This is a genomic window from Paenibacillus sp. Paensp38 (assembly GCF_059491915.1).
In genome coordinates this window covers 5651506-5670839 of sequence record NZ_CP168516.1, presented here as the reverse complement: position 1 = coordinate 5670839, position 19334 = coordinate 5651506, and the positions used below count along the sequence as shown (strand labels likewise).

Sequence of the window (19334 nt, the reverse complement as noted above, 5' to 3'; positions counted from 1 at the left end):
CATGTCATGTTATTCCCCCTAATTTAAAATATGCGCTCTTGTCTATTCTTTTGACCGACAAGCTATACGAGCTATAATAAAGTAAATAAAAAAATAGACAGCGAACTTCTTGAATACAGCTTGCCACTTTGCATAAAGAATAAGGGGGATATTCCCTTTACATGATCTCACTTATTGGAGTTCATCTCGATTGGTCATTTACTGCACTTTATGGACTTGTTGAACATGAAGGGAGTACATGTAGCACTACATACAAGAGGAAATCACATGCGCTGCATCTAGTGAATCTGCTCAGAGGAACCGCTGAAGCGGATAATTGGGGTCGAAAATAAACCTATACGTTAGGGGTGTTACACATCGAAACATATACAGCGAATATCGTTATAGATGCAAAAGCAAAGTTAGGCGAGGGTCCCAGCTGGGATCAGCGGTTTCAACGTTTATTTTGGGTCGATATTAAAGGCTTTCAATTGCATATCTACGATCCTTCTACATGCACAGATCTTACAATAAATGTTGGTGAACATATTGGTGCAGTTGTACCTTATCTCAAAAATAAAGTGATCGTAGCGCTGATTAGCGGTCTATATTGTTTAGATATTGAGACAGGGGCCAAAGTATTAATTCATGATCCTGAGGAAGGTAGACTAGGTAATCGTTTTAATGATGGAAAATGCGATCCTGCCGGACGTTTTTTAGCAGGAACCATGAGTCTAAATGGCGAACATGCGCAAGGAGCATTGTATAGTCTGAACACAAAAGGCAAGGTCTCCTTACTGGTTGATAAAGCTTCCATATCTAATGGATTAGCCTGGAGCGCAGATCATCGTACAATGTATTACATTGATACTCCAACATTGGAGGTGGTCTCCTTCGATTACGATGTGGTGCAAGGCACTATTAGGAATAAGCAACTGGTGGCTAGATTGGATGAAAGTGAAGGGTATCCAGATGGCATGACAATCGATGCAGAGGGCATGTTGTGGGTCGCGAGATGGGGTGGTAAACGTGTCTCCCGTATCCATCCTGCTCATGGAGAAGTAATTGCTGAGGTATCACTTCCCGTCAATTGTGTGACTTCGTGCGCTTTTGGCGGTGAACAGCTGGATGAGTTATATATTACGACTGCTCAAGATGATGATAGTGCCGATCAACCCTTAGCAGGCGGCCTATTTATGGTCAAAACAGGGGTAAAAGGAACGCCTACCTCGTATTTTAATCAAGGACAAACGGCAAATTGGCTTGAACGATTAGTAAAATGAATCTAGTAAAGCATACTGAAGAGAGAAGAGCCTACTATATTAGTGGGCTCTCCTGCATGGATTCAGTTAACAGCAGTCCTCCAGACGGGGCCCTTTGTTTCAACTTTCCTTCTTAAAACCTTCACCCAATACTTCACGAGTATTACTAATAATCACAAAAGCTTCCGGGTCTACCAAGCGGACGAGCGTTTTAAGGCGAGTTACCTCGTTTTGTCCGACTACAACCATAAGCACAGGACGTTCTTCGTTCGTGTAACCGCCCCGTCCTGCCAGCTCTGTCAATCCCCGGTCCAAATCCTGCAAAATAGCCTGCGTGATCGTTTCTTTCTGATTGGATATGATGTAAGCCACTTTGGAGTAGCCCAATCCCATTTCCACGGCATCAATGACCTTGCCCGTTACAAACAAGCCGATCAACGCGTACAACGCCCGTTCTGGCGAGAGGGTAAAACCAGCCAGTGTAATCACCGTGCCATCCATCAACATGACACAGAGAGAAAGACTAAAACCCGTATACTTTTGAATAATCTGCGCCAAAATAGCCAATCCACCCGTCGAGCCCCTGCCCCGAAACACGGTACCCAAACCCAACCCTACTCCGATTCCACCATATAGCGAAGCCAGCAACGAATTGGTTGTCGGAACTGCCCAGTCCTTCGTAACATAAACGAATAGCGGCAGCATAATACTTCCCAGCAAAGAACGCAAACCGTATTTTTTCCCTAACAGCAGGACCCCTGCTATAAATAATGGAATATTCATTCCCCACTGCGTATAGGCTGGTTCCAGGCCAAACAGCTCCTCGCCCAAGATAGACAAGCCCGATACCCCCCCGGATGCAATCCGGTTTGGGAGCAAGAACATGTTAAAGGTCAGCGCTGTAATGAAAGAGCCGAGTATAATCAGCAAAATATCGGTCACGTTGCGTGCGGGTCCGCTGGCGGCAATCAGAGGCTTGCGTCGTCTTCGGCGAGCAGCGGGAGGATTCAATTGAGGCATCATTCGTGTTCTCCTTTAATTAAAAAATACCGTTACACAAAAATTCCTACAGTCTGCAGGCACATGGTCTGCGGACTGTAGGAAAACGTACAGGCTATTATTCTGCGTCCAGCTTAATTTGGCTGCGCAGGTAACCATCGATGAAGGGATCGAGATCGCCATCCATGACAGCCCCTACGTTGCCAGTTTCCACGCTAGTACGGTGATCCTTAACCATGCTGTACGGATGGAACACGTAGGAGCGAATTTGGCTGCCCCATGCAATATCGGACTGTTCTCCGCGGATTTCATCCAAATGCTGACGCTGCTCTTCGATCTTACGCTCGTAGAGCTTGGAACGGAGCATCGTCATGGCACGCTCTCGGTTCTTGATCTGGGAGCGTTCATTTTGACAGGTCACGACAATACCGGAAGGTAAATGCGTAATCCGAACGGCTGAATCGGTCGTATTAATATGCTGACCTCCCGCACCACTGGCCCGGTACGTATCAATTTTAAGATCTTCCGTGCGGATCTCAACGTCCACATCATCCGCAATTTCAGGCACCACATCACAGGATACGAACGATGTATGCCGACGGCCGGAGGAATCAAATGGAGAGATACGAACAAGCCGATGCACGCCTTTCTCCGCTTTCAAATAGCCATAGGCATTATAACCTTTGATCAAAAGTGTTACACTCTTAATTCCTGCTTCATCACCCGCTAGATAATCCAGGGTCTCTACCTTAAAGCCCCGTTTTTCAGCCCAGCGAGTATACATCCGTAGCAACATTTGTCCCCAGTCTTGGGACTCCGTTCCGCCTGCTCCCGGATGCAACTCCAGGATGGCATTAAGTTTGTCATACGGCTGATTCAAAAGCAATTGCAACTCAAACTCCTGAAGCTTGCTCAGCAGAGAACTGACACTATTCTCGATTTCTCCAGCCAGTGTTTCATCGCCTTCCTCATCAGCCAGCTCAGCCATCATGCCAGCATCTTCGTATTCCTGACGAAGCTGTTCATAGCTGTCTACTGAAGACTTAACAGCGTTCATTTCTGCAATTACACCTTGGGCTTTATCATTATCATCCCAAAAGTCAGGTGCAGCCATCTTTACTTCAAAGTTTGCGATCATTTCCTGTTTGAGATCTAAGTCAAAGAGACCCCCTAAGGTTTGTTAGTTTCTTGCCTATTTCTCGCAAATCATGCTTTACACTTGGATCAATCATGCTGTCATTCTCCTTTTAATATATGGTTAGGGGAAGTAAAAGCGTTGTGAGTTACGGCTGGGTGAAGAGACGCTGCGCGAATGATTTGATCTTACGATCGCTGTTGCAGCGAGATGCCCTTGATTGGATTAACACATTCAAAGGTGGGCATCTCACTGCAAAGGCGAACGCTGACGCTTCTCCAGATTCAAATCCTTCACTTCGCTACCGACCGCCGTAAAGTCAAACGACTTATAGATAATCGGCTCAGGTATGTGAGCCGAGTCAAGAGCTGAATTAACTGACAAGCAAGCTAAGACCCGCTTGCTTGTCATAATTATAGAAATAGGGACAATCTTCTCAAGAAAAAAATATTCAAACTGATCCTCCAACAAAAACACTATAAGCTGAAAACATCAGTGCATCCCCTGTATGGCACAAAATGGCCGACGGTCAGTGGTTGAACTGCCGCCTGCCATTATATGCACTGCAGGGAATAGTGTATCTCAAGACTCTCCCTTAATTTCAATCCGTTATTTTCTACGCGGACGCGAAGGAGCGGATTTCTTTTTAGGAGCAGCTGGTTCACCACTCGTCGAGATTTTGTCTTCGTCGATGACAGCCTGACGCTCTTGATTGGATTCAATTTGTGCTTTCATGATGTATGTCGCTACTTCCTCTTGGATGCTAGCAATCATAGCATGGAACATTTCGAAGCCTTCAAATTGATACTCGCGCAGAGGATCGGTACCGCCGTAAGCACGCAAGTGAATACCTTGACGCAATTGATCCATAGCATCAATATGGTCCATCCATTTGCTATCGACCGCACGCAGTACGATAACTTTCTCGAACTCGCGTACCATATCTTCGCCAATCATTTCTTCACGGCTGTGGTATCTGTTGGTAACTTTTTCGAAGATCATGTCCACGATCTCCTCTTTTTCCTTGCCCCACAGGTCGTCACGTGTAAGTGTATTTTCCTCAAGCAGGTTGTTATTCACATACTCTGCTACTTCTTCAAGTTCCCAGTTTTCAGGAATGTCATCCCCGCAATGAGCTTCCACTACACGCTCAATGACAGGCTTGATCATGTCAAACACAATTTCCTTGATGTTCTCTGATTCCAGCACCTCACGGCGTTGTTTGTAAATAATAGCACGCTGCTGGTTCATTACATCATCATACTGGAGAACGACTTTACGCTGATCAAAGTTGTTGCCTTCGACGCGTTTTTGAGCTGATTCGATAGCACGTGTAATCATACGGCTCTCGATAGGTTGGTCTTCCTCGAAGCCCAAACGCTCCATCATATTCAGTACGTTGTCCGCACCAAAACGCTTCATTAACTCATCGCCCAGCGATAAGTAAAACTGTGTGGAGCCCGGATCACCCTGACGTCCTGCACGTCCGCGAAGCTGATTATCAATACGACGGGATTCATGACGTTCTGTACCGATGATGTGCAAACCACCAAGTTCTGATACGCCTTCACCCAGTACGATGTCAGTACCACGTCCGGCCATGTTGGTAGCGATGGTAACTGCGCCTGCTTCACCTGCACGGGAAATAATCTCAGCTTCCTCAGCATGATACTTGGCGTTAAGCACTTTGTGACGAACGCCTTTGCGTTTCAGCATTTCAGAAAGAAGCTCCGAGTTTTCAATAGAAACCGTACCTACTAATATCGGCTGGTTCTTTTTGTTACGCTCCAGGATTTCATCTACCACAGCATGGAATTTGCCTTTCACGCTCTTGTACACTATGTCAGGCATATCTACACGCTGGTTAGGCTTATTCGTCGGAATTTGGAGCACTTCCAGACCATATATTTTTTTGAATTCTTCTTCTTCTGTTTTAGCTGTACCCGTCATACCCGCCAATTTGCGGTACATACGGAAATAGTTTTGGAATGTAATTGTCGCCAATGTCATGCTTTCATTTTGTACAATGATGTTTTCCTTTGCTTCAATAGCTTGGTGCAAACCATCACTGTAACGACGTCCAGCCATCAAACGACCTGTAAACTCATCGACAATTAGGACTTCACCGTCAGCCACGACATAGTCCACATCCAAACGCATAATAGCATTAGCTTTCAATGCCTGTACAATGTGGTGATTGATTGTAACACTTTCCTGATCGTACAAGTTTTCAAGACCAAAGAAATTTTCAGCTTTGGATACGCCGTTTTCGGTCAAAGCAACCGACTTCACCTTAATATCCAGCGTGTAATCTTCTTCAACATTCAGGCTCTTCACAAAACGGTCAGCCGCAAAATACAGCTCGGTCGATTTCTGAGCTTGTCCTGAAATAATCAATGGTGTACGGGCTTCATCGACGAGAATGGAATCCACTTCATCAATGATACAGAAGTACAACGGACGTTGTACCATCTGCTCTTTGTAAAGCACCATGTTATCGCGCAGATAATCGAATCCGAACTCGTTGTTTGTACCGTATGTGATGTCACAAGCATATGCTGCCTGCTTGGCGGCATGATCCATGTTGGCCAAATTAAGCCCTACGGACATTCCTAGGAAGTTATAAATTTGTCCCATTTCTCCGCTGTCACGTTGCGCCAAATAGTCATTGACCGTAACCACGTGCACGCCTTTGCCCAACAGAGCATTCAAATAAACCGGCAGTGTTCCTACCAGTGTTTTACCTTCACCGGTTTTCATTTCGGCAATTTTACCTTCATGCAGCGCAATACCGCCGAGCATCTGTACGTCATAATGACGTTTACCCAGCACCCGTTTGGACGCTTCGCGAACAGTAGCAAAAGCTTCTGGCAAAATTTCTTCAGCCGTAGTCCCTTGTTCGACCCGAGCTTTAAATTCCACCGTCTTCGCTTGCAACTCCTCATCCGAGAGCTTTTCGAAATCCGGCTCTATCTTATTGATCAGTTCAACCGTCTTCATTAAACGCTTGACATCACGTTCATTGGTATCTCCGAAGATTTTCTTAACAATTCCTAGCATGGTTTACCCCTTTCGCGCAAAACAATTAATAGAATCAATTTCACAATAAGAAAGGGTCCATGATGAAATTGATTCCCGATATGTTTGACAGGCCCGGCTGTACCAGCCCATCGTGCGATGTACTTTGCATAAATTGTAACAGTTTGTAGGACATGCCGCAACACAAGCAGCCTCCAGATTTGCATCCGGTTAAAGATACCAAAACAATTGACGCACGAAATACACAACTTGATTACACTTATCCAAGTTTAAATTTCCTTACTTTCACAAAAAAACATATAAAAGAGCCTTATCCCGCCAGGTTCGCAAGGATAAGGCTCGTGTTGTTTTCATTTTCCTAATATCCATGAAGCATGCTTCAATCGAAATCGTTCTATTCATTTTAAAATGTGAAAAGTTCCTACTTCACAGGCTATTGCCGTTCGATCAGACCGTATTTACCATCATTGCGCTTGTAAACTACGTTAACTTCTTCGTTGTCAATATTGGAAAACACAAAGAAATTATGTCCAACCATGTTCATTTGAAGAATAGCTTCTTCCACATCCATAGGTTTCAATAAGAAACGCTTGGTGCGGACAACTTCCAGCTCATCCAGTTCTGCATCTTCAGCAACAGCCACGCCACCTGCCGGATCTTCCACAAAAAGGGTTTTCAAACTGCCTTCTTGACGGAATTTTCGGTTTAGCTTGGTTTTGTGCTTGCGAATTTGCCGTTCAAGCTTGTCTACCACGGCATCAATGGATGCATACATGTCATCGCTCTCGTCTTCGGCACGGAGTACAAGCCCCGGCAAAGGAATGGTTACTTCTACAGTGTGCAAATCTCTGGTTGTGCTTAACGTTACACTTCCATCAGACGTCGGGGGTGCATCGAAATACTTTTCAAGTCTGCTGAATTTCTTATCAACGTAGTCCTTCAAAGCGTCGGTAACCTCGATCTGTTGACCTCGTACTGTTAAGTTCATAGGGCACGCCTCCTTTGCCCCTTCAGTATAGCACATATGTTAACGCCAAGTAAAAAAAGAGACCAACATTTCGAAGCTATTTTACAAAATCCCTCTTTTTTCGCTAAAACGCTTCCCATAACGTCATTCTTTGAAAACAGGTATGTTTAAAATCGACTTGCATACATATGTGAATAATGAGTGCATATACGAATATTGCTCCGCTGACGTCATGACAAACAACTATTTTGGGCTTCATGCTAAGCGATCTTATCGAAAAAGGGGGTGTCCCTTTCCCGCTGGACAGGTACATGGACTTGTGCGGTATGCAAGGCCTGGTTACAACGCAGACAATTTATACGAAAGGATTATTACACCCAGCCTAGCTGGCTCTTCCTATACGGAGATCTCAAGATAACGGATTTGGAAGAGATGGAAAGTAGGAAGCTAATCCATGGCTTTTATTCAGCGTTACGTAACGAACCAGACGGGGGCTGTCACCTTTATAGGGAATACACTTGGGCTGGCACGCTCTAATTCGGTAGGAGCGCCGGGAACAACGACCAGCATTGGCGCATTCATCACAACCAATACAGCCTCTCGCTTCGGCACGTATCCATTTGGCACGACTTCTACCTTTACCAGTAACTCATCGACAGCATTTCTTGTGCTCCCTGCGGGCAGTACAGTGCTGTATGCTGAACTTATTTGGGGAGGAAGTTATGCCAACGGCAGTACCAATGTATTGTCCAGCTCCAGCAACCCGGTCACATTTCAGACACCTGCTTTATCTACTACGGTCAGTCCTGAATCTGCAACATCAGTCAACGTCACCAGTATCAGTACCTATGTGAGAACAGCGAATGTCACAAATCTGGTCATTCAAGGCGGCGCAGGGGCATACACGGTCGGAAATGTGACGGGCACCATCACGGTTCCTGATTCCACCAATACCAACCATGCCGGCTGGACGCTCGCTGTGGTGTACAATAACCCATCTCTGCCCTTCCGTAACCTGTCGCTGCGTGTAGGCGGTGAGGGGGTCAGCAGTGCTACTGGCTCAGTCAACGTTGTAGTGAGTGGCTTTGCCACTCCTGTACAGGGAACTCTGCGCGGCAGGGCGCTGATTAGCGCCCAAGAGGGTGACGTGGACATCACTGGTGACCGTGCGTTGTTTGGACCTACCACATCCAGTTTGACTGCGCTGTCTGGGCCTAATAATTTTTCGACTAATTTTTTCGCTTCGCAAATAAACGGAGATGACGGTACATTGGTCACGACCGGGACCTTCGGTACAACTAATGCCGTAAATGGCTCACCTGGAACGCAGGTGACAGGCGGACGGCAAGGCTGGGACATTACCAATGTCGATATTTCCTCCACGCTACTCAACAGCCAGACCACGGGTGTCCTTCAGCTGACAACCAATGGCGATATTTACACTGTAAATGCCAACGCCATTCAAATTGATATCAATGCTCCGCTGGTGACTCTGACCAAAACGGCCAGCTCTACGGGCTTGGTTATTGGCGATACAGTGACCTATACGGTTAACATTTCGAATACGGGGCTCGTTAGTGCTTCCAACACAGTACTTACCGATACCATACCAGCCGGGGCTACCTTCGTACCCAGCAGTGTTGTTGTCGCGGGCACAGCCCAGCCAACAGCTAATCCCACTACAGGTATCACAGTAGGTAGTGTAGCTCCTGCTTCCACGGTGACCATTACATTCCGGGCAACCGTCACTTCATTGCCAGCAAACACCCAGCTGGGCAATCAAGCATCGGCATCCTTTTCCTTCCAAACCGTACCTGGAGGACCTGTCATTTCCGGCAACGTTCCGTCCAACACTGCGAGCACACCGATCTACCAGCCTGTCATCGGTATTGTTAAAAGTGCCAATACAACGGCTGCTACAGTTGGAGATACGATTACGTACACGTTTCAGATATCCAACACGGGCAGCATTGCTGCAAATCTCAGCTTTTCGGAGAGCATTCCCACCGGATCATCCTTCATAGCCGGTAGTGTGACCATTGGCGGTTCTTCCGTGCCTGCTGCCAATCCCGCTACTGGCTTTTCAGTAGGAACAATTAATACAGGTGCTACTATACCCGTGACCTTCCAGACTCTCGTCAACGCGGTTCCCGCCTCTGGTAATTTGACCGATCAGGCGGCTTACACGTATACCTTCACACCGCCTGACGGACGTGTATTGAACGGAAGCGGGACGTCCAACACGCTCACCATTCCCGTATCCTCACCAAATGTGACCGTGACAAAAACATCTTCCCTGGCGGCAGCCGCAGTCGGAGAGACTGTTCAATTTACCATAACCGCCACAAACAACGGAATCGCCAATGTGACCAATATAGTCATTACCGATCCGCTGCCAAGCGGAGTTGCCTTTGTACCTGGTAGCGTCACCGTGAACGGAACTGCCTCTGCGAGTGCTACACCTGTGAACGGCATTCCGATCGGCACTTTAGCTCCAGGCGCATCGGTTACGGTTGTATTCCGGGCAGCCATTAATTCTCTGCCTTCTCCTGCACAGATCAACAATCGTGCAACTGTCAGCTTCACTTCCGGGGCCTTTACCGGATCATCTTTGTCCAATCTTGTAACCATACCAGTCGTTATTGCAGCCCCGACGATTACCAAAAGCGCAAGCTCCAACCGTGCCAGTGTTGGCGGGACGATTACTTATTCATTTCTCATCGCTAATACCGGAACAGCCGTATTAAACACGACCTTGACGGAAACCGTACCGACAGGCTCCACCTTTATTCCCGGAAGCGTCATTGTCGGCGGATCCTCAGTGCCAGGCGCCAATCCTAATACGGGAATTTCAGTGGGCACCGTAAACCCTGGTGCACAAATTACAGTCTCATTCCGGACGACAGTAGATTCCCTACCACCCGGGGGTGGATTAAACGATCAGGGCCTGCTCCAATATTCATATCAGTTGCAAGACGGAAGAACCCTCTCGGGCTCGCTTTTTTCCAATATTGTTTCCGTATCGATTTCGCTTCCCAACGTAGCCGTAACCAAGTCTGCGGGATTCACATCCGTTAGTGTTGGCGAAACGCTGACCTACAGCGTGAACGCCGTTAATAACGGAATTGACCCCATCACAAACACCGTGATTACCGATCCACTCCCCGGCAGCGTGTCATTTGTACCCGGAAGCGTAACCGTCGGTGGTTCACCTGTGAGCACAGTCGATCCAAGAAGTGGCATTCCAGTCGGTACCATTGGCGCAGGCGCATCCGTGCAGGTGTCCTATGCCGTGCTAGTCAACGCCGTTCCGTCCGTACAGCCGCTGCAAAACACAGCCAGTGTCAGCTTCACCAGCGGTGCTTTTACCGGAACATCCCAGACGAATACCGTCTCTGTGCCGGTTTATCAGCCTCGTATCAGTGTGGTCAAATCTGCAAATACAACAGTAGCTACGATAGGCGACACAATTCTGTATACATTGTTGGTCGCGAACAACGGTAACTATAATGCTTCTGTAACGCTGACAGATGTTATTCCTGCCGGTTCCACATTTATGGAGAACAGCGTAGTAATCAATGGTGTTAGTCAGCCTGGAGCCAGTCCAGCAGCAGGCATTTTCATCGGAACCGTGTCGCCGCAAAGCCCTATCACACTGACATTTCAAACCGTAGTAGCCTCTCTTCCAACACCATCTCAACTGACAGACCAGGCCACCGCCGCCATTTCCTTTACGTTGCCTGATGGGCGGGTGCGAACAGATAGCACATCGTCCAACGTGCTATCCATTCCTGTGTCTGCGCCGAATGTGTCCATTTCGAAGACTGCAAACCGTTTCACCGCCATTCCAGGTGATTCGGTATTATACACCCTGACCGTACTTAACAACGGAATCCAGACCGTGAACAATGTGGTCGTTTCCGATCCTATCCCGGCCGGCTCTCAATTCACTGCGGGTAGCGTAACGCTGAATGGCTCCACAATAGCCAGTGGAGATCCTTCTTTAGGTATCGTAATTGGGAGCATTGCCGCTGGAGGGGGAGCTACGATCACCTTCAGGGTAACGGTATCCTCTCCATTACCAAGTCCACCGCAGCTCATCAATCAATCGCGTGTCAGCTACACGAGCGGTGCTTTTTCAGGCGTGTCAGTATCTAACCCGGTGACAGTAGCCGTCAATGCTCCAGTGCTAACTGTAAGTAAAACTGCTGACCTCCTACGGGCAACAGTTGGCGATATCGTAACGTATTCCGTGGCGGTAACCAACCATGGTAACATAGCTGCTGCTGCCACATTGACAGACAGTATTCCCGCAGGCTCAGCACTAGTACCGAACAGTGTGGTCGTCAGCGGTGTTCCTATTCCTGGTACCAGTCCCGAAGCAGGTCTGTCTATTGGCTCCATTGCACCTGGAGCCGTAACTCAAACAACTTTTCAGGTGGTGATTACTTCCGTGCCTTTACCTCCCCAACTCACCGACCAGGCGAATATCAGTTTTTCCTTTCAACCGCCGGATGGCCGGATTGTTAACGGCAATGTTTCGTCCAATATTGTCACAATTCCTGTATCGTCACCCAATGTGCAGGTCAGTAAAAGCACCTCGGCAACTGATGCCGTTCCTGGTGATACGATAACCTATACTATTACAGCTACCAATAGTGGCATTGAAATCATAACAGATGTTCGTGTGACCGATACCATTCCGACAGGCTCCTCTTTTGTTCCTGGCTCCGTTATCGTAAATGGAACAACGCTGCCGTCAGCAAGCCCCTTAACGGGGATTCCAATTGGCTCCATCGCTGCTGGAGCGTCAACAACCGTTACCTTTTCCGTGTCTGTCAACAGCCTGCCTGACCCACCTCAGCTGAGTGATCAGGCTACAGTTTCTTTTACCAGCGGTACACTGAACTTCACATCACTCTCCAACACCGTTGTCGTCCCTGTTTACCAGCCTATTATCAGTCTTCTTAAAACCGCAAATACGAGTCAAGCAACGGTAGGCGACACCGTAGTCTATACACTCACTGCCCAAAATACAGGTAATCTAGCAGCAACCGCCACCTTCACCGATGCCATTCCATCTGGTTCCTCCTTTATACCGAATAGCGTCACCGTGAACGGTCTGCCTGTTGCTGGAGCCAATCCCCAATCAGGGGTAATAGTCGGAAACATTGCAGCGGGGGCTTCTGTTTCTCTTACCTTTCAAGTGGTCATTAACGCTGTCCCCACTGGCCTGGGCCTGTTAAATCAAGGTTCGGCCACATTCACTTTCCAGCCACCTGACGGTCGCACATTAAACGGAAGCGTCCAATCCAATCCGGTGTTTATTCCTGTATCCAATCCAGATGTCACCGTGACCAAAACAGTCAATCAGACTTCTGTAGCCTTTGGAGACACCATTACGTACACCATTACCGCAGCAAACGGAGGCATTGAACCTGTAACAGGGACGGTCTTTATCGACCCGATAGCTGATGGCACTACTTTTATACCTAACTCCGTACAAGTCAACGGTATCACTATACCAGGAGCCAACATTGCTACAGGTGTGTCCGTAGGCACTGTTCCAGCTGGCAGCTCAGCAACGGTTACCTTCCAGGCCACAGTAACATCCTTGCCAGCATCAGGTTTGTCAACAGATCAGGCAACGGTATCCTTTAATTCCGGGGCTTTTGCAGGTCAATCCGTCTCGAATCAAGTCAGCCTGCCTGTATTACAACCGATCTTGAATGTGACCAATACCCTCAGTGCGGATCGTGCTACCGTAGGGAATACACTAGGTTTTTTCATCACTGTAACCAATACCGGCAACGCGCCTGCAGAAACGGTCGTGCTTGATCTGTTATCCAGCTCGCTTAGCCTGAATCAAAATAGCGTATTGGTCAACGGTGCGCCCATTCCCGGAGCGGACCCTATTACAGGCATCAATATCGGTTCAATCGCACCAGGCGCGACGGTAACCGTCTCGTTTAGCGCCGTGGTCATATCAGTACCACCTGGCTCTATACTGACCAACCAGGCCACTGTGAACTACACGTTCCAATTGCCAGATGGACGAACGTTGACTGGAAGCGGAGCAGCCCTGCCTGTATCCATTCCAATCTCGTCACCGAATGTAACAGTCACAAAGGCAGCCGAGGTGGCTGTCGCTGTCGTGGGCGATTCTGTCCCATATGTCATAACTGCGTTCAATAACGGACTCGATCCGGTTACTAGCGTAATCGTTACGGACACCATTCCTTTCGGAACCGCCTTTGTCCCGGGCAGCGTTACAATTAATGGTACTCCTGTTGTTACAGCCAACCCACAAAATGGCATTCCTGTCGGAACGCTTGGAGCTGGTGGCGGAGCCACGATTCGCTTTTTGCTTAACGTACAATCCCTGCCGACACCGGCGTCCATCACTAATGAAGCAACCGTCAGCTTTACTTCAGGTGCATTTAATGGATTTTCGGTATCCAATCCCGTTACCATCCCTGTGTATCAACCGATCGTCACTGTAACTAAAAGCGCGGGAGCGGGAAGAGCTACAGTTGGAGATACTGTAACCTATACATTCTCCGTTACGAACTCTGGAAACATCGGTGCAGATACCGTACTTAGTGATCCCATCCCGGCAGGGGCTGCTTTTATACCTAATAGTGTAGTGATCAATGGCACCGCCGCACCTGGTTCAGATCCAAGTGTTGGGATTCCATTAGGTATCATAGGTGCAGCTACGACCGTTACTCTGACCTTTCAGACAGTCATTACCTCACTGCCCGCATCAGGTACATTGGTCAATCAGGCGACCGCAGCTTACAGCTATCAACCTCCAGATGGTCGTGTCCTGACTGGAAGTGCAGTATCTCCGTCCGTGACCGTCTCGGTCTCTTCGCCGGATGTGGACGTTACCAAAACAGCCTCTGCTACGGATGCCGTAGTCGGAGATACCATTACGTATACTGTCGTCGCTACGAATAACGGAATCAGTCAAGTCGTCAATGCCGTTGTATCTGATCAGCTGCCGCCCGGCACCAGCTTTGTTTCTGGCAGTGTAACCGTGAATGGCACATCTGTACCTACTGCATCACCAAGCTCAGGTATCCCTGTTGGCACCATTGCAGTAGGTGGCTCGGCAGCCGTTACATTCCAGGTCTCCGTCGTTAGTCTGCCGCAGCCGCCGCAAATAACTAATCAAGCAACCGTCAGCTTTACTTCGGGCGCGTTGACCTCGTCTTCGCAATCCGATCCGGTGACCTTGCCTGTTTATCAGCCAATCATCGGCCTGACCAAAACCGTCAACACCGTCAACACACAAATCGGCTCAACATTGGTCTACACCCTGACACTCACTAATACCGGAAATATTGCCGTTATACCTGTGCTGTCGGATAACATTCCTACTGGCTCTGAGCTACTGCCTAACAGCGTAGTCGTTAACGGCATCCTTGTACCAGGAGCTTCGCCAGTTACAGGCATAACGCTCGGATCACTGGCCCCCTCAGGCAGTATTACAGTGAGCTTCCAAACCATCGTCTCGTCTCTACCAACTCCGCCTATATTGACCGACCGAGGGCAAGCGAACTTTACGTACTCACCGCCAGATGGTAGGGTGCTGAGTGGTTCCGTCACATCCAATACAGTCAATGTTGCTGTGTCTGCACCTAATATTCAGGTGACGAAAACATCCAGTCTGTCAGCCGCTGTAGTCGGAGATACGATCAGATATACACTGAGCATCACGAATAGCGGTGTGGATTCAGTCACAGATACTGTCGTGACCGATACAATTCCTGCAGGTACCTCCTTCGTTCCGGGCAGTGTCCTCATCGACGGAGCAGCCTTCCCTAATGCCTCTCCGATTGCTGGAATTGCCATTGGAAACGTCGCACCTGGAAATACATTCGTCGTCAGTTTCCAAACGACTGTCCAGTCTTTGCCGCAACCACCCCTGCTCACAGATATTGCAGCCGTCACGTTTACTAGCGGAACGTTCACTGGCACTGCCTTTTCCGATCCACTCATCGTACCTGTGTTCCAACCGCTAATTGCAATTACTAAAGCATCCAGCACTCTTAACGCCTCCGTCGGCGATACACTGACGTACACGATTACGGCCGTAAATAGCGGCAATATTGCAGCAGCACTTACCATCAGCGATAACATCCCAGCCGGATCGACTTTCCTTGCCAACAGTGTCAGCATTGCTGGCAGTCCGCAACCTGGATTGTCCATCGAAACTGGCGTTCCCGTTGGATCCGTGTTGCCAGGCGGAACGGTATCCGTAACGTTCCAAACCGTTATCAATACTCTGCCTAATCCACAGGTACTGGTCGATCAGGCATCAGGCTCATTCACTTTCCAACCACCAGATGGCAGAACAGTATCCGGATCTGCGGTATCCAACACAGTTAGTATCTCTGTATCCTCACCAGATGTGAGCATTGTCAAAGGAACAGCAGCTACAGACGCCATTGTCGGCGATATCATCACCTATACCTTGGCCGTTTCCAACAATGGAATCAGTACCGCCAATAATATAGTGGTTTCAGATATCATTGCAGCAGGAAGCTCCTTTGTGAATGGCAGTGTTACTGTAAATGGAACCTCCTTCCCTGATGGAAATCCTGGATTTGGTATTGCCATCGGTACGCTCGCTCCAGGAGCTGTTACTACCGTTACGTTCCAGGCTCGAGTTGATTTCTTGCCCACATCGGCACAATTAACCAATCAGGCATCCGTTAGCTTTACCAGCGGGGCATTTACTGGCAGTTCAACATCTAATGTGGTAACTATTCCAGTCTCCCAGCCGATCCTGACAGCAGTCAAAACAAGCAATACTAATAATGCCACCGTCGGAGACATCATCACTTATACGATTGTCGTATCCAACACGGGTAACATTGCAGCCTCAACTACGGTAAGCGACAATATTCCAGACGGCTCTGTATTCCTTCCCAACACCGTCTCGATTAATGGCATTGCAGCTCCCGGTGCAAGCCCGGTTTCCGGCATCCCGACTCCAGCCATACCACCAGGACAATCGGCAACTGTCACCTTCCAAGTGCTGGTATCTTCCATCCCTGCAACCGTACTGCTGGTTGATCAGGCCGAGGTAGACTATCGCTTTAATGCACCAAATGGGCGAGAGGCAGGCGGTTTCCGTTTATCCAACATTGTTGAGGTTGCCGTGTCACCGCTAGACATCACATTAAGTAAAAGCGTAAGCTCACCTTTCGCCACTACTGGCGAAACCTTGACGTATGAACTCGTGATCTTCAACGAGGATACAAATACCGTGCAAGATGCCCGTTTGCTGGATATTTTGCCAGAAGACATCGAGTTTATTACAGGTTCAGTTCAGATTAATGGATCTACGGTAACAGAAAGCGATCCCGGCACCGGTATACCTTTGCCACCGTTAGAAGCGAATTCCAAGACTGTCATATCCTTTGATGTCCGTATCACAGCGACAGAACAGCCAGGACCACGTACGAATCAGGCACGCCTGTTACTCTCAAATGGTGAAGAAGCGAGTGCCGTTTTGTCCAATGCTGTCACCATTGCCTTACTTCAGCCTGTAGTGAAACTGACGAAAATAGCCAGCACGGAGAGCGTACAGCCAGGTCAAAGCATCACCTATTCCATCATTGCAGAAAATACTGGGAATATCGGTGCATTTGGCTTGTTAACGGACTCACTGCCATCGGAGCTTTCTTTTGTTTCTGGCTCTGTTTCGGTTAATGGAATCCCTCAATATGGCGTCAGTCCAGGGCAAGGCATTGCCCTAGGCACTATCGCACCAGGAGAAAAGACGACTACCGTCTTCTCCGCGCTTGTCGTTCGTGCCTCCGAGTCTGGCACACTGGTGAATCAAGCTTCGCTGGCTTACTCCTACCAGCTGCCGGACGGACGAAGCACGAATCTGGTAACTGCTTCACCTTCTGTCTCGGTTAAAGTAGCCCCTACTGCTAAAGGAGCCTTGTCAGCCGTGCTACGCACAACAGTGTCTACTATCGCATTAGGCGATGCTGTGCCTTATCAGTTGACTCTTGTTAATGATGGAGGCTCGGTCATTACCGATGTAGTGTTAGCCGATTACGTACCGAATGGAACCATCATAAACCCGGATAGCTTGAGAATTAGCGGTTCTCCACCTGCTTCTAGCAAGCCGGGTGAACCATTATTTATCGGCAGCTTGCAGGCAGGACAGACAATTGATGTATCCTACAGCGTGAACGTTCAGTCTCTGCCTCTCGGAGGACGTCTAAACAATAGCGTGCGGCTTCAATATGCTGGCAGTGACGGGGCTAGCGAGGTTACCAGCAATACCGTGACTATAGCTGTTTTCGATCCACAGCTTGCCGCAAGTATCTCCACGGAAAATACGGAGGCCATCGCAGGAGAAGGTCTTACCTATACGGTACTGCTCAACAACTTCGGCAACGTAACATCCGAAGTTACACTGCAAAATTTCATTCCTGCCGGGACTCTGTTGATTCCTGACAGCATACAGTTGAACGGTCAATCACTGTCGGGAGCCGATCCAACTATCGGTGTTAGCCTAGGGTATGTGGAACCAGGTCAGTCATTGACATTGACTTATCAAGTGACCGTATCAGAGACGCATCCATCCGGCTACATCGTAAATCAAGCTGCCTTTGCCTACTCGTTTACGCTACCTGGAGGAAGAGTCGTATCAGGGACATTGACTACCAAAGCCGTTACGATCCCAATTGTATCCCCACTGCTCGAATTAGTTAAAAAGGTGAACACCACAGATGCCTCTGTAGGCGACACACTCACCTTCACCATTCAGATTACTAACAAAGGGGGGATCACTGCACAATATCCGTTGTTCACGGACCCGTTGCCGCATGGACTCATTTATGTACCCAACAGCCTAACTATCCAAGAAAAAGCACAGCCAGGTGCTAATCCCGTCGCAGGTATCACGCTCCCGGATATTGCACCAGGGGAGAAGCTCACCCTTACGCTTCAGGCGCAAATTCGTGAAGCACCTGCCGATGGAACATTCAGCAACCAGGCCATCATCGAATATACCTCACGTCGTAGTGGAGGAGAGACCATCCAGGAAACCTCCCAGACCAACACCGTTGGCGTGACCGTTATGGCAGCCATTCCTAAACTCACGCTTAGCTCCAGCGCTCTGCGTGTCGGCCAAGAAGATACCCTGTCCTTCACCGTCCATGTGGAAAACATCGGCAATACTCCACTGGAAGAGCTCTTGCTCACTGCACCATTTGCAGCCGAAGATTTCATTTTGCTGCGAACGGTCACCGTGAATTCTTTGCCGCTTCCGCATCCTAACCTGCTCCAAGGTATTCCGTTAGGTCGGCTTGACCCAGACCACAAAGCCGTCATCATCTTTTCTTTCGACATCGAATCTGCGCTCCGCGCGTATCTGATCGCCCAGGTCATCCTGCGCTATCAATTCCGCTATCCAGACGGAAGTGTAGAGAATCAATCTGCCTCCTCCAATACCATTTTTGTGGAGATGGCTGACTTTGATGGTTCTCTAGAGTAAATGTTCTGTTGCGTTGAGCTCCTTACCACCGGGTAAGGGGCTTTTTTATGTAATTAGAAAACATAAAAAAGCCCTGGAATAAATTCCAGGGCAGTGCTAGCGCGTTATCCATTGCTAACCATCTTACCAATTATGTAGGTCGGCTATGCCGGGGATGATTATAATTTGGTTACGTTAGCGGCTTGTGGTCCACGTGCGCCTTCGACAATGTCGAACTCCACGTCTTGTCCTTCTTCAAGTGTTTTGAAGCCTTCTGTTTGAATTGCGGAAAAATGTACAAATACGTCGCCGCCGTCAGATGTTTCAATGAAACCATAACCTTTTTCTGCGTTAAACCATTTTACTTTACCTTGCATGCACTAACATTCCCTTCGTCATCAAATGAAGTGAAGCTCTCGCCCACATTTCCGACTATACCATCCA

General features: G+C 48.4%; 8 protein-coding genes. 2 read left to right on the top strand and 6 right to left on the bottom strand.

The window, feature by feature from the left end; translation table 11 throughout:
• The first annotated feature begins 347 nt into the window (after positions 1-347).
• On the top strand, positions 348-1262 hold the full coding sequence (locus ACEN8J_RS25125) for an SMP-30/gluconolactonase/LRE family protein (RefSeq protein WP_495594119.1): 915 nt from the start codon (positions 348-350) through the stop codon (positions 1260-1262).
• Between the two features lie 99 nt (positions 1263-1361).
• On the opposite strand, the gene ACEN8J_RS25120 is transcribed toward ACEN8J_RS25125, so the two are convergent.
• The 5 genes from ACEN8J_RS25120 to hpf form a co-directional block, all read right to left on the bottom strand.
• Positions 1362-2261: a YitT family protein gene (locus ACEN8J_RS25120; protein WP_495594571.1), complete on the bottom strand. Its 900-nt coding sequence runs from the start codon at positions 2259-2261 to the stop codon at positions 1362-1364.
• Between the two features lie 97 nt (positions 2262-2358).
• Positions 2359-3472 (bottom strand): peptide chain release factor 2 gene (gene prfB / locus ACEN8J_RS25115; RefSeq protein WP_141695457.1). Its coding sequence is split into 2 segments (ribosomal slippage): positions 2359-3399 and positions 3401-3472, totalling 1113 coding nucleotides; the frame shifts between segments, so codons are not numbered across the junction.
• Between the two features lie 152 nt (positions 3473-3624).
• Positions 3625-3759, bottom strand: coding sequence for a hypothetical protein (locus ACEN8J_RS25110; RefSeq protein WP_280921432.1), 135 nt, complete (start codon positions 3757-3759; stop codon positions 3625-3627).
• Between the two features lie 225 nt (positions 3760-3984).
• A complete protein-coding gene (gene secA / locus ACEN8J_RS25105) occupies positions 3985-6435 on the bottom strand; it encodes a preprotein translocase subunit SecA (protein ID WP_039271459.1) in 2451 nt (816 codons plus the stop codon).
• A gap of 412 nt (positions 6436-6847) precedes the next feature.
• On the bottom strand, positions 6848-7402 hold the full coding sequence (hpf, locus tag ACEN8J_RS25100; protein WP_029514571.1) for a ribosome hibernation-promoting factor, HPF/YfiA family: 555 nt from the start codon (positions 7400-7402) through the stop codon (positions 6848-6850).
• Between the two features lie 433 nt (positions 7403-7835).
• Between hpf and ACEN8J_RS25095 the strand changes: the two genes are divergently transcribed.
• Complete coding sequence (locus ACEN8J_RS25095; RefSeq protein ID WP_495594117.1) at positions 7836-18911, top strand: DUF7507 domain-containing protein; 11076 nt, start codon at positions 7836-7838, stop codon at positions 18909-18911.
• 158 nt (positions 18912-19069) lie between these two features.
• On the opposite strand, the gene ACEN8J_RS25090 is transcribed toward ACEN8J_RS25095, so the two are convergent.
• Positions 19070-19267, bottom strand: a complete 198-nt coding sequence (locus ACEN8J_RS25090; protein ID WP_013312263.1) for a cold shock domain-containing protein — start codon at positions 19265-19267, stop codon at positions 19070-19072.
• Positions 19268-19334 lie beyond the last annotated feature (67 nt).